Genomic DNA, 14,714 nt, shown 5'->3' on the forward strand with positions numbered 1-14,714 from the left:
CCCCACCAAACGGAGCGGCATGGCTCGACTACTATCGGTGAACGTCGGACTTCCGCGCGACATTGAATGGAAAGGCCGGACTGTGCACACGGGGATATGGAAGGACCCGGTGCATGGCCGCTGTCGCGTCGGCCGGTTGAACCTGGAGGGAGACGGTCAAGGTGATCTTGCCGGGCATGGGGGTGAGCAGCGAGCGGTCTTCGTCTACCAGATCGAATCCTATCGCTACTGGCAGCAGCAGCTGAACAGAGCCGATTTCGTTTACGGGCAGTTCGGCGAGAACTTCACGATCGAAGGATTGACAGACGATGCCGTGTGCATAGGTGATCGTTATCAGATCGGCAGCGCACTGTTCGAGGTCACTCAACCTCGCGTTACCTGTTATCGCGTCGGCATTCGGATGAGCGAGCCGCGGATGCCGGCATTGCTGACATCCAGCGGACGGCCCGGGTTCTATTTCCGCGTTCTGCGCGAAGGTGAGGTGGGCGCCGGCGACGAAATGGTGAAGGCAGGAGAGGCGGATGCGCGAATGACGGTCGCAGAGATCAACGCCCTTCTTTATTCGCCGAATCATCCACGCGAACGACTCGATCGCGCTTTACGAATCAAAGCGCTTTCGCCGGGATGGCGGTCATCGTTCGAGGCGTTATTGCAGAACCAAATGATGGGAGCGGAGAGTGGGAACGCGGGGCTCGCACCGGCAGCCGCGTCCCATCCGGTCGCACCAGGATTTCGGCTGCTCGCGGTGATGGCGATCGATCAGGAGTCCGCAGACGTCATCTCGCTGACGATGCAGAGCGCGGACGGTCAGCCCCTGCCAACGGCTCTGCCAGGGCAGTACGTGGTCTTGCGTCTTCCGCGCGCCACAGGCGGACCGCCACTTTTTCGCAGCTACTCCCTTTCCGGACCCGTCTCGACGGGGCGCTATCGAATCAGCGTGAAGATCGAGCCGAATGGGGCGGCTGGACCTTACCTGCGGGAGCATGTCCGGGTGGGCGATGTTCTCGATGTCAGTTCTCCGCGCGGAAGTTTCATTCTGCAGTCGGGAGAGCGGCCGGTGGTGCTGCTCAGCGCGGAATCGGGTCGACGCCTGTTCTGGCGATGCTGTACGCGCTGGCGGGAGCCCGCTCGACGCGACAGGTTTTGTGGGTGCACGCGGCCCGCAATCAACAGCATCATCCATTCGGGGCCGAAGTCCGCCGCCTCATGCTCACGCTCACGCACGGCCGCAGTTATGTTTGTTACAGCAAGCCGGGCTCGAGCGACAAGAAGGGCGAGGATTTCGACGCTGCCGGTCACCTGTCGCAATCGGTCTTCGACGAGGTCGGTGTACCACGGGAGGCGGATGTCTACATCTGCGGACCGACTGGCTTCATGGCTGAGATGAAAGCGGCGCTCACAACCTTTGGCGTGGCGCCGGAGCGGATTCACGTCGAAATTTTTAACGGCAGCGAGGCGATGACACCTGGTGTCGTCGGTACAACAACGCGAGCTCCGCATCTTCCCAAGGGCGAGGCCGACACCGGTCCGCTGGTGTCGTTCGCGCGCAGCGGCATCGCTGCACACTGGAATGCCTCGGTCTACCAGAGCATTTTGGAACTGGCGGAGGCGTGCGACGTACCGGTCCGTTGGTCGTGCCGTACCGGTGTTTGTCACAACTGTGAGAGCGGTTTGGCTTCGGGGGCGGTCGTCTACGGACCGGAGCCACTCGACAAGCCCGCTGATGGCAACGTTCTCGTTTGCTGCTCCCAACCGATAAGCGACGTCGTCATCGATTTGTGAAGCGCGACCGAGATCGATTTCTCAGGCGGTTGACTCGATCCTTCACAATAGCTCGCATGGAGTCCAGGAGGGAGCGCACCAGTCACCGCCAGGGGCGGCGTCTGGCCGCAAATGGAAGATCAGGGCGGCGCATATCAGACCGAACCCGACGCGCGGCGCGACGAAGGCAACCAGCATAGCGGTCGTTAAGCTCAGAAGGACACCGAGTGATCGGCGCCTTGCCAAGCGCCGCGTATCCTCGGACACCTGCGTCGCGTGCGCGGGCTAAAATTTCGTGCTCGAAGGCATTGTATGCAATGTCGATGCACACGAATAGTCCTGCGTAAAACACTACGGGGACGACGCGAGCTGGGTACGCGCAATCCACGCGGTCGCAAAGGGCAGGAGCGATACCATGAAAAGATGGACGAAGTTGATCCGTATCAATTTCAGCGATGGAGCAACTGCGAACCGCATAAGGTAATGGTGGTTTATCCAAATAATGGCGATGAAGAGATTACTCGCCACGTAGGTGATGGCCGTTGGCCATAGAGGCAGAAGATCCGAGAACGCCGGCTGATCCGGTGCTTTGAGCTCCGGGAATCAAATCCCAGCGTCAATTAGCAGTCGCGGCCACGCCGGCCCTCGGAGCCGCCCATGTACCCACTAGAGAACTTTGCACGTGACCTGTACCGCGCCATGCGCCAATTAATCAGGTCGCGCGAATTTGCCTCGATGGCCATCCTTACCCTGGCCTTCGGCATCAGCGCAAACTTTGCTATCTTCAGCATCGTCAAAGCGGTACTCTTGCGCCCACTCCCTTACCGGCATCCTGAACGCTTGTCGTGGCAGAAGACGTCGCCCATCGCGACTCAGGCGCATACTTCAACACCTATCGCGAATTCGATGCTTGCGGCAACAGAACCGCAGCTTTGAAAAGCTCGCGGCTCTCACCTGGTCAACGGGCCCCACGATGCTTCTGTGGCAAGGAAACCGATCGATGTGCTCACCATTCCCGCCAGCGTCGACTTCTTCGGATCGAGATCGACAGGCCTCCGAACTATCCGATGCCAATGGCATCGAATTGCGTCCCGCTGGTTTTGAAAAATCGATAACACTCGCGACCGTTATTCGGGAGTAGACGTTGGGAATTGCGCTGTCTTGAGATCGTCAGGTCCGGTATCGATGCCGCAAACAAACTTGGTTCCATCTGCTTCAATGCCGCCAAACATGTTCTTGAATATATATCGGCAGCCGTCCACACACCTACGCCCTCAATGGACGCGTACCACTCACGGACGCGCGCGCGTAAGCAAGCGCTCCCAACCCGCTTCACCGGGAGCGAATTACGAGTTCAATTCGCTCAGCCTCTTACCTACCGCGCCGGGTCCGAAATTGATATGAGCGTCCTTAATCGATAATCCGACTACTTCGATACGCTTCAGGTCTCGTGTTCCGATTCCGGCATCTTCTGCGAGACGCAGCGAGTTGTCACCTCGGATGAACGGAGACGTGCCGCGCTCCGCATACGGATCGTAGCCCATCACTGCCATCCCGACAGCGTCCACACAGACGGCGTTGCGCCCGGCAATGATCACGCCCGGTGTCATCTTTTCCAGGCCAGGAAGCCATGGACCTTCCCCTCCCCGCACTGTCTCGACGCCATCCACGATGGCGATATCAACTGGCCGAATACCGTTCTGGTCAACCAGAATGCGCGGAACCCGATAGCCCGGATCGCGCGGCGAATCAGGATGCAACTCGGCATCTACTCCCGAGGGTGCAGGCGTCGTTCCATCGTGCAGCACAGCTCCGCGCTCTTTCGTCGGCCGCTCGTTCCCACTAGGTCCGCAGTCCCCACCATAGAGCGAGCAGGGCGTGTTACCGAAGTTGTTCTTCATCGTCATGGTCACGCCTGCAATCCAATGGTTCTTCAGCTTCGCCATCGAAGCGTACACGTCGCACTGATAGAACGCCGGGTTGAGGTGGTATGCCGGATAGGCGTACCCGCCCCAGGGCACCTTCATGCGCACATATTGCTTGTAGTTGCCCAGGTTCTGCACGTTTTCCCAAACCACCTGCACGCCCATGTTGTTAATCGCGTTTACGTCCAAGCCGTAGCGTGCCCACAACGAGAGATCCTGATCGGCCGGGAAGAAGCTTTCAATCATGCGAACGCGCCGCGCACCTGCCTTGGCAAACAGATACACTGTCGCCGCCACCGACTGCGGATTCGTCCGATAAGGAAGCTCAGGCGTCAGCGGAAAGTTCTTCGGATTTCCCGTGAGATTTAGCTTGAGCGCAACGGTCTTTCCGCGCACCAACTTTTCGATCCCGCCGATTTGATCGAACGCAAGAGAGAGTGCCTGCGCATACTGCGCGTAATCATGGCAACGCACGATCGCAACCCGGCTCGCTGGAGCCTCGGCCTTCATCAGCTTCGGCATGCAAAGTGCTGCAAGCGTTGCAGCACCGGTGGTGGCCAGCATCTCCCGTCTGTTCATGTCTTCCCGCCTCCTCAGCGCTATGCTACTCGCGTATGATCGATTGCGCGTGTCTTATTTGATATCCCGAAGATCGTTTGGCAAGTTGTTCGCCGTAGCAGCGCTCTCCTCCAGGGCTTTCGCCGACGAGCGCAACATGTTCCTCTCCTTGAACAGCGTACTGTTGCAAGGTCGTGTTCCGTGGCCTGACTTTGCGCGCCTGGCAGCGAAAATTGGCTTTCCCGGCACGGACATCATGCTGAGCCCGGCTATGCAAGCCGGCGTCACCGCGACCAACGACCTGCTTTGCGGCCTTAAGATCAAGCCAGCTGTCATCGATTTTCCGGTCGAATTCCGGAAAGACGACGCAACCTTCAATGCCTCGCTCACGCGGATCGACGCAGCCGCCCAGTTCGCTGCCGCTATCCGCTGCCCGCGCATGATCACGTACATCATGCCGTCGAGCGATACGCCAAAAGATGAACTGCGCCAACCTATAAGCAGCGGTTTACAGAAAGTGCCCGCATTTTGGCGCGTCACAACGTCGCCTCGGCCTCGAGTTTCTAGGTCCGCTCGAATTCCGCAAAGCGCACAAATACGAATTCATTTGGCGCATGAACGATATGCTCGCGTTCACCAAGGAATGTGGCCCCAACGTCGGATTGCTACTCGATTCCTGACACTGGCACCACGCAGGAGCATCGGATCGTGTGTTCCTTCGGGAAGCGCCTGGACGTCGATTCTGGCAATTCGGAGACATTCCCGCGGCTAGAGACTCGCCCGGTCTCACGGGTGCGTTGGTCAGAGTCGCAAGGATGGATACATGCGCAGCGTCATCACATCCATCGGCTGCAATCAGGCGAATCGTGAAACATTCACCATCAGGCTGAAGCTGTAGATGAATACGGTAGCGAAACCAACCAGCACCCGAGATGGCAAACCGCCACGAACGAGACCGTTCTCAGGACAAACGTCTGCCGCGTTGGTTGAATTTGTCAAGGCTGAGGTGGACTGTGTCCCATGCTTTCGGTTGAGGCGCCTCGAGCGCGCCTTGGCGTAGCATCCACTATGCGGAATGGAATGGCAGTGAGTCATTTACTTATTAACCAGTGTTACAACAACAGTTTAGGAGCTAATTTGCATGGCCTCATTGATATCGTTGGCTTGATGACCTACCTCCCCGCAATAAACTCGTCAACATAGTCCTTACGTGGTAAAGCACGTTAGCTCGAGGCGAGCGCGAAATGATCGCGGCGCATGTGTCGTGGCGGAACGACTGCTGCTTTTTGCCAGGCCATTCACGGCGCGGTCGCCGCAGCCCAGCTCGGTCGCGATGAAAAGCTGGTGCAGACTGTGAAGACAGATTGGGCGAACGTCGATTTCTCCCAAGCTGAAGGCCCTGCTAAACATCGCAGGCAAAGTACAGCACGGCGGAGAACGAGCAACGGAAGAAGATGTGACTGCCGCTCGCGGGCATGGCGCTATTGACAGAGAGATTCACGACACAGTTCTTATCGCCGCTGTCTTTTGCATGTGCAATGGCTATGTGGATGGTCTGGGCACGTGGGCTCCGGAAGAGCCCAGCATATATCGCGCCCGCGCTGCGGAGATCGTGCAGCACGGCTATTCCGTGGTGACCGAAGTGCGACGATTTAGGCACTTCTACGCCTAAAGACGGGTTTGCGCGACGCAACGTGATGGCCCGAATGTACAACTCGGAGCGAACGCACATTCTCAGTGTTCAGTCGTAATAAATTCAACCTTCACGCTTCAAGACAACTGCGAGCAAGCCACTTGTCCGTTAGGCCAGGCTTTCTGGCAAAGCGACCAGCCTTCTGTCTCCTGGATTGTTAAACTTGAATTGTGTGTGATCCAGGTACATTGTCACTATTTGATGGACGTGTGCACCCGCCTTCATTGAACGAGCGGATGAGGGCTGGAAAACATGCAGTGCGTTACCCAAATTTCGGTGGCACTTCCGGAGCCGCGCCTTTCTGCACCGTGTTCGAGAATCTCTCAGTGGCGGAGGCTTACCAAAAAGAACAGGTTGCAGCCAGGCCGCGTCTTCGTTGCCGAATCTACGATGATCAGGGGTTTGGAGCATCTATCCGTGAATTTAAAGGCTGCTCGTATAAGGGTGAGAGTGAGATCTCATCACGTATCAGACGCTGGCGGCTCTGTGCTTCATCTGAACTGCTTCTTACGGCTTTCGACTGGCACTATGGCTTCGAGCATTCCAGGCCGCGGTCATCGGAATGCGCATGGTGGTCCCGGGCTGATTGTGGTTTTCACGGAGTAGTCTTCATCTTTCATGCGAGGTATAAGAAGGCCGGTCCTCGATAAGAGTGACTAAATAACACCTTCTTTTCTTTACGAAATTGAGTCGTCGGCAATTCCTTACAATCAACCGCATCAAACGTGAGTCAGACGAGGGCAAATGCGGATTCTGAGTTTACGATTGATTATTGCGTTGATCATTGGAGTCACCATGGTATCCGTGGTCTCGTCCTGGTATCAGGTGCGAACCGAGAAAGACGCACTGCGCTTCGACCTTGAGCGAAAAGCTGAGACTTTCGGTGAGAGCCTGGCTGCAAACGCCGAATCCTACCTGCAAAACGGAGACAAGCCCGGCCTCGAATCCATGATCGAGCGCTTCAGCAACCGCGACCACTTGGTTGGTATCGGTATATACGATACCGAATTCTTTCCTCTTGCCGTCAGTCCCGATCTTAGTACGGTTGTGCCTGCGATTCCGCAGGCGCTAAAAGAGGCGATCTTACACAATCGTCCCGAAACCATTTACACACGGGTGCATTTTAAGCGACTGTATATACTCGCCGCACCGCTGCATGCCATCAACAACGGCGTAGCTGGCGGAATGATTGTTGTTTACGATACCGGCTATATCCGCGCACAGATCTTCCGTGTTTGGGGCCAGGCATTTGTCCATATCGCCGGGCAGGTACTCGTAATTGTCGCGATCACTTTGTTGATTGTCCGTTGGAGCCTGGCTGGGCCCATCGCGCGGGCTGCGCAGTGGATGAAAACTCTGCGTACGGATCGGCACGCAGCTCCGCCAACAGCAAAAGATCTCGACTTTCTCCAGCCGCTGGCAAGAGAGGTGGCACCTCTCGCAGAAAGCATGCGGCAAGCACGCGCAGCAGCAGAGATCGAAGCACGGCTCCGGAATACAAACGAATCTCTGTGGACCGCACAACGATTAGCCGACCACGTCCGGACGAAGCTCGACGGCAGCAATCTTTTCGTGGTCTCGAATCGCGAACCTTATATCCACAATCGTCAGGGCAACGAGATCACGGTGACCGTTCCTGCGAGCGGACTGGTTACAGCAATTGAGCCGATTCTCTGTGCCTGCGAAGGAACATGGATCGCCCAGGGAAGCGGCAGTGCAGACAGAGAAACTGTAGACAGTCGCGACCGCTTGCAGGTTCCTCCAGACAATCCCAAATACACATTACGCCGCGTCTGGCTCAGCGAAAAAGAAGAAGAGGGTTATTACTACGGCTTTGCTAATGAAGGGCTGTGGCCGCTCTGCCACATGGCGCACACGCGTCCCATCTTTCGAGCATCCGACTGGGAGGACTACAATACGGTAAATGCGCGATTTGCTGACGCGCTTGCGGAAGAAATCGCGGAAGAAGAGCATCCTGTTGTTCTGATTCAGGATTATCACTTCGCTCTACTGCCGCGCATGGTGAAGGATCGTATCCCTCATGCCAGGGTTGCGATTTTCTGGCACATTCCGTGGCCTAACCCGGAAGCATTCAGCATCTGCCCATGGCAACAGGAATTATTGGACGGGCTGCTCGGAGCAGACATCATTGGGTTTCATGTGCAGGCGCATTGCAATAATTTTCTCAGCACGGTAGACCGCGTGCTTGAGGCCAGGGTGGACTGGGAGCATTTTGCGGTCAGACGCAGGAATCACTGGTCCGCTGTTTTGCCGTTCCCGATCAGTGTCGACTTTTTAGAGGCCGAAAATATTTCTCCTGACAACGATACGGCAGACGAACGAAGCGCGCTAATTGCAGAACTCGGGATAGGAACGACCTTCCTGGGTGTAGGCGTCGATCGTATGGACTATACCAAGGGCATCATAGAACGCTTTCTGGCAGTAGAGTCCTTTCTGGAACGGCATCCGCGTTATCAAGGAAAATTTACTTTCGTCCAGATCGGCGCGCCTACGCGCAGCCGTATTCCAAGGTACGCCGACTTCCAAAAGGAGGTGGAGAATGAAGCCAATCGCATCAATGAACGGTTCAGACGCGGCAAGTGGAGGCCGATTGTTCTCTTGAATCGTCAGCACAGCCACGAAGAAGTGCGGCGTTACTATCGTGTCGCGCACCTATGCATGGTCACTTCTTTGCACGATGGAATGAACCTGGTAGCAAAGGAGTATGTTGCCGCGCGCGAGGATGAGCGAGGCGTATTGATTCTGAGCTTGTTCACCGGTGCTGCGCGGGATTTGCGAGACGCCATCATCGTTAATCCATATGACACGGAAGCGACCGGCGAAGCCATCGCACAGGCACTGGAAATGGATATTAGTGAGGTCGTTGATCGCATGCAGCGCATGCGGAGATCGGTGAAGGAACACAACATCTACTGGTGGGCAGGCAGTTTGATCGGAGATCTATGTGACCTTCGCCTCGGCAGGGACATGGTATCCAAAACAACCCCAAACGAGACCCGGCGTGCAAATTGATGATCGAAAGTCAGTAGTCATCGATTTTTTTCAGCAGTTCAATCGCACGACGACTGCACTGCTCTTGTTGGACTATGATGGCACTCTGGCGCCATTTCAGACAGATCGTCACCAGGCTTACCCTTATCCGGGTATCGTGCCGATTCTGGAGCGGATCATTGGATCTGGCAGAACTAAGCTCGCTATCGTATCCGGTAGACCGGTTATCGAGATACAGAATTTGCTCAGCCAGTTAACTGATTTTGAGATATGGGGCGCCCATGGGTTGGAGCATCTGTCGGCAGATGGATTCTACCGACGCACAGAGATCGAGCCAAATACCCTGGCAATCATTCGACAGGCTGAAGATTGGCTGTTGCAGGCGGGGCTACTACCCATCACTGAAATCAAACCAGGTGGCATTGCCGTTCATTGGCGCGGGCTATCCGCATCAGAAGTGGAACACGTTCAGAGCCGCATCCAGGAAGGCTGGAATAAATTCGAGGGAGTACAAGGAATCAAGCTCCTAGCTTTCGATGGTGGTATCGAGCTCCGGGCTGCTCGTCCGGACAAAGGAGATGTAATTGATGCGATTCTGAAAACGACAGATGCAGCGACGCCCGTTGCTTTCCTCGGAGACGACTTCACGGACGAAGATGCCTTCCGTGTCTTGAATGGACGCGGGCTTTCGGTCTTGGTGCGGCACGAATACCGGAAGACGATTGCTGACGCATGGCTCCAGCCTCCGCAAGAATTGATCGACTTCTTGGCAACGTGGTCAGACATCGCCGGAATGGGCACTCGATGATCGTAAGTTGGTCAAGCCTTACTAAGGGCAATAACATACTTGACACACAAGAACATAAGGCGCAAGATTTTCTTAATTCGAAGGAACGCCCTATGTCGAACACACTCAAAGACCTGTAACCCTCCAGCAGGCAATAGTTTACTTCTCTGACCTTGATAGATCTTTTCGCTATGCCATTGAGCTTCGCTGGCCCGATGGCCGCATCAATTGTCCCCGCTGCGGCTCTGAGTCTCACTCTTTCCTGAAGACTCGTCGGATTTGGTTCTGCAATGGATGCAAGAAGCAATTCACCCTCAAAGTCGGCACGATCTTTGAGGATTCGCCGCTGGGATTGGACAAGTGGATGACGGCAGTTTGGATGCTGGTTAGCTGCAAAAATGGCATCTCTAGCTACGAACTGGCGCGAATCCTTGGCATCACCCAAAAGTCCGCGTGGCACATGCTCCACCGCATTCGGGAAGCGATGCGGAGGCTCTTTCCTGAAGATGGGCGGCAATGGACCTATCGAAATCGATGAGACTGAGATCGGCCCCAAATCTCAGAAGATGCACCCCGAAAAGCGCCTTCAGATGCACGCAAATCGCCACCAGAAGAAAGTCTCTTTCATGGGAATGCTTGATCGGGAAATCGCGTCAAGTTCGCGCGAAGGTAGTCTGTTCTCCTTCAAAGGAGTCGAGACAGGACTCTTCCCCGAGTAGTTCTCGTATCGAAGTTGTAGAGTTCCGCCTTTTCCAAAGATCATTTCATCACAACCTGCGCGGCCCGCGCTTCGCATGAATCAAGCAATAGCTCAAATGAGCGAGGTTAAAACCAAAGACGGAACGTCAATTTACTTCAAGGACTGGGGAACTGGGCAGCCCATCGTGTTCAGCCATGGCTGGCCGCTTTCGGCCTATGAAGGCTGCGATCATCAGCGCGGTCCCCCCCGCTGATGGTCAAGACGACGGCTAATCCGGGCGGCCTTCCCAAGGAGCTTTTCGACGGATTGCAGGCGCAGCTCGCGGCCAATCGTTCGCAGTTCTATCGCGATGTCGCGGCAGGCCCATTCTATGGCTACAACCGGCCCGGCGTGAAATCCTCCGAGGCGGTCATCCAGAACTGGTGGCGCCAAGGCAGGATGGACGGCGCGAAGGCACATTACGATGGTATCGTCGCGTTTTCACAGACCGATTTTACAGAGGATCTCAAGAAAGTCGCTGCGCCCTTGTTGGTGATGCATGGCGAAGACGATCAGATTGTGCCATTCGCCGATGCCGGTCCCCTGTCAGCGAAACTGCTCAAAAACTCTGAGACGAAGTTCTATCCAGCATTCCCGCAAGGTATGCCGACTACGAATGCGAACACGATCAACGCAGATCTACTCGCGTTCATCAAAGGATGAGCATCATTGAAGGGTTTGTTTTGAACCTCATTGGCAGGAGGAAATTCGCCGTCGGGCTGATTGATTCCGGCGTTATGCAGCTTAATCACGATGGCAAAATAGAACATCTCGCTACCGGTAAAGTGATAATCGTCAACGCTGGCGAAGTACATAGCGCAGATAGTTTCGGTGCCCCCAGTCTGTGCTTCCGTGTGGTGCATATCCCGGAAAGCAGCTTTCGTGAGGTAGTCTCACAACGAGCGAAGCTGCCCGGTAGTCTCCACTTCTCTCAAACAGTCTTGAGTGATCCATCTGTGTCTCACGATTTGTCGAAGGCGCTTCATACTCTGGATTCAGCTGCTAGCCTTCTCGCAAAACAGGGAATGCTGCTCAACATCATGGCGGAGGTGATTCGCCGTTTTAGTTCTTGGTCAGGCGTCATCGATAGATCCGCGGCACCGAGTAACCTTGACCGTGCACGTGAGTACCTTCACGACCGCATTTCTGAGGATGTTAGTCTGGATGATCTTGGAACGGAAACGGGCCTTACGAAAGTTCCATCTTCTCAGAGCCTTTCGCAATCGCTTCGGTCTTCCGCTACATGCCTACCAGCTTCAGCAGCGTGCATTGCGGGCCAAGCGTCTGCTACGGTCATTCTCTCCTTCCCGTGTAGCGTTCGAATGCGGATTTGGCGATCAAAGTCACTTCACGCGGGTTTTTCGGGCACACACCGGAACTACGCCACGGCGCTACGCGGATCAATTTCGTCCAATACGCGCGGGCAATATCGCCTGTACGTTTCACGAATGACTGTGGTGACAACACCACGGTTATCGATAGGGATCACTGTCCACACATATCCAGACCTCAGGTGTTAGCAAATTTGCTTTCTGCACCTCTCCTGAACGCAGTTACCCAGCAGACTCCCGTCTCGCCTCCGTTGATGGAATCAGGGCAAGGCGCTCCTTGAGTTGTCATTCATGAGCGATTCGGCGATTACACACTCAATGGCCCAGGGAAAACTACTTTCGATATGAAACCCGTTTGAACAAGGGGCGTAGAGCGGCCAAAAATCACACATATGCTGCGAGTTATGGCCGCCCTGCTCATATCGCTGAAGGATTAAGGCGATAGGCCATAGCGTTGGTTGACGAGAAATGGCCCGTTTCAAGGAAAGCTTATGCTCCCTCGATGATACGAAAGTCGCGTTCCGCGCCGGAACCGAGTGCCTGAAGCGCCTTTTGGTAAGCCTCGCTTTCGTGCGCTGCGACAGCGGTGTCAAAGCTGTCGAATTCGACAACGACCGTCCGCTGCTGCAATCCGGCTTCGTGGGCTTGAACCTGGCTCGCGGACCTGGTCAAAAGACGCCCGCCGAGAGACTCAATGGCTGGCCCTGCTAGTGCGCCATAGGCCTTCACCGCCGATTGATCCGAGATCGATCGATATGAAACTATCCAATAACCCTTTTTCATTGTGTCGCCTTTCAGTGCAAATGCAGTGTCAGGTACTGTGAAAGCCTGCTTGCCTCACGCTGCATAACTCCCCGTCGCGACGCCGTTCCGGACTTCCATGGCTTCGACGCTCTCTGTAAACGCCCTTTCTAAAAGGCTACCAGCGATGGTACCGAGCACAAGGCCCAGGAGGCGACCCTTGAGATTCTTGCCCTCGCGTATGACGACCACGTCAATGTCTGTGGTGCCGTCGAGCTGGCGTGTAAAGGTGTAGATGTGGCCTGAAGCGCCTCCCCAGATGTTCGAGTCAGTGGTCGTGAGGACGACGTGGTTGGGATCGGACCAGTCATAGTGCAGGCGCTCCCATATGCCTCTAGAGCCTTCGGTGACGTCGGCCTGCGTGCGGCTCCGCTGATGCACCTTGAGGTACTCGTCGGCGCTGTTGCTGAAGAGTTTCGAACGGTCGGGTCCGAAATCGGTGAGCCCGGCGACGTACTGCTCAGGTGTCAGCCTGGTTATGTGGTGGAAGTGGATTCTGGGCATGTGTCTCTCCTTTTGCGTTGAACATTATTTGTCGGACGCACGAAACGGACCGCCTACGCGATTAGCCGCGAAGAATGGGGGCTCCGAAAGGCGCACCCGTCATTCCTCCATCAACCACCAACTCGATCGCATTGATGTACGATGAGTCGGCAGAGGCGAGGAAAAGTACGGCTTTGGCCAGTTCTTCCGGTTCGCCCCAACGGCCCAGCGCGATCGATGAGGAAACGAAGTCAGCGAGCTTGGCAGATTGCTCTGCAGTGTCGTTAGCGCGGGACCCACGCTTCCAGATCGGAGTCTTCGTGGCTCCGGGTGCGACGACATTCACACGAATGTTGCGTGGTGCAAGGTCGGCTGCGATGGCACGCGCCATGGAGACGAGGCCGCCCTTCGTGGCTGCATATGCGGCCATGCCAGATTGGCCGAGATGGTTGTGCACCGATCCGTTGAAGATAATGCTGCCATTGTCGTTCAGCAGCGGGACCGCTGAATTGACCGTAAAGAAAGCGCCATTCAGGTTGGTATAGATGATGTTCTCGAAAATGGCCTCGTCAGTCGCGCCAGTAACTGTTCTGCCGGAGATCCCGGCGTTGGCAAAGACGATATCGAGATTGCCGAATTCCTTTGCAAGGGCCGAGAAGAGTTGCTTGCGATCCTCTGCTGCCGTAACGTCGGCGCGATAGCCACGAGCGTTTGGTCGGAGTTCGGTGATTGCGCCCTTCAATGTCTCCTGGTCGCGACCGGTGATGGCTACTTCGGCGCCTTCTGCGACGAAGAGCCGGGCTGTGGCCAGACCAATGCCGCTGTTTCCTCCGGTAATGAGGGCTTTTTTGCCTGCAAGCTTCATGATTCCTTCTTGACGACGGGGGCCTCTCAACTATGATGGCCGTCATACATATGATATGATGAGCATCATAGATGGAGGATGCAGGAAATGCGGTACCCCGCCAAAGAGACCGCCGCAAAACATGACCGGATTGTGAAGGAGGCATCGCGCCTCTTTCGAGAACGGGGATTTGAGAACGTGACCGTGGGCGAAGTAATGAAGGCCGCTGGCCTTACTCATGGCGCCTTCTATGCCCATTTCGCGTCGAAACAAGAACTCGAGAAGGATGCCGTTGCCTACGGACAGAATGTTTCGGCTGGGCGCGAACGGAGCTACGGCGCGACGAAAAAGGGCCGGAAAGCGTATGCGGATCGCTATCTGAGCCCTCGGCATCGCGATAATCCAGGCGACGGCTGCACCATGGCCGCACTGGCGCAGGAAGTGGCCCGCTCAGCGCCCGAACTCAAAGCAGCCTTTGAGCGGGGATTCGAGGACATTCTCTCCGCCGCCGGGGGCGACCGTAAGGAAGCCATCTTTCAGGCAGCCGCGTTGATCGGCGGCGTCGTACTGGCTCGCGCCGTCCAGGATCCGCGGCTTTCGGATGAGATTCTTCAGAGTGTGCGACAGAAGGTCAGCTGACGATTGTCAATTGACGACAACACGGCTTAGCATGTTTCCAGAACCGCGCTCGCTCGAAAAACGAGTTGGCGATTATGCACTCATTGAGATTGAGCTTTAGTAAACATAAGCGCGTTTGTGAGGACTCATCCTCGTTTGCGA

Annotated in this window: 15 protein-coding genes and 4 pseudogenes; 14 read left to right on the forward strand and 5 right to left on the reverse strand. The window is 55.8% G+C overall.

What is annotated here, in order from left to right; genetic code table 11:
- Nucleotides 1-19: 19 nt before the first annotated feature.
- From H7849_RS26875 to H7849_RS26885, 3 genes and pseudogenes are all read left to right on the forward strand, one after another.
- A pseudogene (locus H7849_RS26875) lies at nt 20-973 on the forward strand (MOSC domain-containing protein); the annotation flags it as partial.
- 128 nt (nt 974-1,101) lie between these two features.
- Nucleotides 1,102-1,323: pseudogene (locus H7849_RS26880) on the forward strand (sulfurase); the annotation flags it as partial.
- Between the two features lie 51 nt (nt 1,324-1,374).
- Nucleotides 1,375-1,782 carry a 2Fe-2S iron-sulfur cluster-binding protein gene (locus H7849_RS26885; RefSeq protein ID WP_251106840.1) on the forward strand — a complete coding sequence of 136 codons (408 nt, stop codon included), beginning with the start codon at nt 1,375-1,377 and terminating at the stop codon, nt 1,780-1,782.
- Nucleotides 1,783-2,112: 330 nt separating this feature from the next.
- Here the strand turns inward: H7849_RS26885 and H7849_RS27460 are convergent.
- Nucleotides 2,113-2,346 (reverse strand): annotated as a pseudogene (locus H7849_RS27460) (TMEM175 family protein); the annotation flags it as partial.
- Nucleotides 2,347-2,418: 72 nt separating this feature from the next.
- Here H7849_RS27460 and H7849_RS14850 point away from each other — a divergent pair.
- Nucleotides 2,419-2,697, forward strand: coding sequence for a hypothetical protein (locus H7849_RS14850; protein ID WP_186740324.1), 279 nt, complete (start codon nt 2,419-2,421; stop codon nt 2,695-2,697).
- Nucleotides 2,698-3,107: 410 nt separating this feature from the next.
- Here H7849_RS14850 and H7849_RS14855 read toward each other — a convergent pair whose 3' ends face one another.
- Entirely contained in the window at nt 3,108-4,265 is a 1,158-nt protein-coding gene (locus tag H7849_RS14855; RefSeq protein ID WP_186740326.1) for a DUF362 domain-containing protein, read from the reverse strand.
- Nucleotides 4,266-4,401: 136 nt separating this feature from the next.
- Between H7849_RS14855 and H7849_RS14860 the strand changes: the two genes are divergently transcribed.
- The 9 genes and pseudogenes from H7849_RS14860 to H7849_RS27480 all read left to right on the forward strand — a co-directional run bounded on the left by H7849_RS14860 (nt 4,402) and on the right by H7849_RS27480 (nt 11,927).
- Complete coding sequence (locus H7849_RS14860) at nt 4,402-5,016, forward strand: hypothetical protein (RefSeq protein ID WP_186740327.1); 615 nt, start codon at nt 4,402-4,404, stop codon at nt 5,014-5,016.
- Nucleotides 5,017-5,700: 684 nt separating this feature from the next.
- Nucleotides 5,701-5,916 carry a hypothetical protein gene (locus tag H7849_RS14865; protein WP_186740329.1) on the forward strand — a complete coding sequence of 72 codons (216 nt, stop codon included), beginning with the start codon at nt 5,701-5,703 and terminating at the stop codon, nt 5,914-5,916.
- 765 nt (nt 5,917-6,681) lie between these two features.
- Nucleotides 6,682-8,970, forward strand: coding sequence for an alpha,alpha-trehalose-phosphate synthase (UDP-forming) (locus H7849_RS14870; protein ID WP_251106286.1), 2,289 nt, complete (start codon nt 6,682-6,684; stop codon nt 8,968-8,970).
- On the forward strand, nt 8,960-9,757 hold the full coding sequence (gene otsB / locus H7849_RS14875; protein ID WP_186740331.1) for a trehalose-phosphatase: 798 nt from the start codon (nt 8,960-8,962) through the stop codon (nt 9,755-9,757). Before H7849_RS14870 ends, otsB begins: the two co-directional genes overlap by 11 nt.
- Before the next feature lie 175 nt (nt 9,758-9,932).
- Nucleotides 9,933-10,274, forward strand: coding sequence for a transposase (locus H7849_RS27465; RefSeq protein ID WP_432756550.1), 342 nt, complete (start codon nt 9,933-9,935; stop codon nt 10,272-10,274).
- A gap of 277 nt (nt 10,275-10,551) precedes the next feature.
- Complete coding sequence (locus tag H7849_RS27470; RefSeq protein ID WP_432756493.1) at nt 10,552-10,689, forward strand: alpha/beta fold hydrolase; 138 nt, start codon at nt 10,552-10,554, stop codon at nt 10,687-10,689.
- The gene (locus tag H7849_RS14885) at nt 10,689-11,138 is read left to right on the forward strand and encodes an alpha/beta fold hydrolase (RefSeq protein WP_432756494.1); all 450 of its coding nucleotides are present in this window, start codon (nt 10,689-10,691) and stop codon (nt 11,136-11,138) included. Before H7849_RS27470 ends, H7849_RS14885 begins: the two co-directional genes overlap by 1 nt.
- Nucleotides 11,135-11,482, forward strand: a pseudogene (locus H7849_RS27475) (AraC family ligand binding domain-containing protein); the annotation flags it as partial. The gene H7849_RS14885 and the pseudogene H7849_RS27475, both read left to right, overlap by 4 nt.
- Before the next feature lie 157 nt (nt 11,483-11,639).
- Nucleotides 11,640-11,927: a helix-turn-helix domain-containing protein gene (locus H7849_RS27480; protein ID WP_432756495.1), complete on the forward strand. Its 288-nt coding sequence runs from the start codon at nt 11,640-11,642 to the stop codon at nt 11,925-11,927.
- Between the two features lie 368 nt (nt 11,928-12,295).
- Here the strand turns inward: H7849_RS27480 and H7849_RS14900 are convergent, their stop codons facing one another.
- The 3 genes from H7849_RS14900 to H7849_RS14910 form a co-directional block, all read right to left on the reverse strand.
- On the reverse strand, nt 12,296-12,589 hold the full coding sequence (locus tag H7849_RS14900; protein ID WP_186740334.1) for a DUF1330 domain-containing protein: 294 nt from the start codon (nt 12,587-12,589) through the stop codon (nt 12,296-12,298).
- A 54-nt stretch (nt 12,590-12,643) separates the two neighbouring features.
- A complete protein-coding gene (locus H7849_RS14905) occupies nt 12,644-13,111 on the reverse strand; it encodes a hypothetical protein (protein ID WP_186740335.1) in 468 nt (155 codons plus the stop codon).
- Between the two features lie 61 nt (nt 13,112-13,172).
- Nucleotides 13,173-13,955: an SDR family oxidoreductase gene (locus tag H7849_RS14910; RefSeq protein ID WP_186740336.1), complete on the reverse strand. Its 783-nt coding sequence runs from the start codon at nt 13,953-13,955 to the stop codon at nt 13,173-13,175.
- A gap of 87 nt (nt 13,956-14,042) precedes the next feature.
- Here H7849_RS14910 and H7849_RS14915 point away from each other — a divergent pair, with 87 nt between their 5' ends.
- A complete protein-coding gene (locus tag H7849_RS14915; RefSeq protein ID WP_186740337.1) occupies nt 14,043-14,573 on the forward strand; it encodes a TetR/AcrR family transcriptional regulator in 531 nt (176 codons plus the stop codon).
- Nucleotides 14,574-14,714 lie beyond the last annotated feature (141 nt).

This window comes from Alloacidobacterium dinghuense, assembly GCF_014274465.1.
In the GTDB taxonomy this organism is placed as follows: Bacteria; Acidobacteriota; Terriglobia; order Terriglobales; family Acidobacteriaceae; genus Alloacidobacterium; species Alloacidobacterium dinghuense.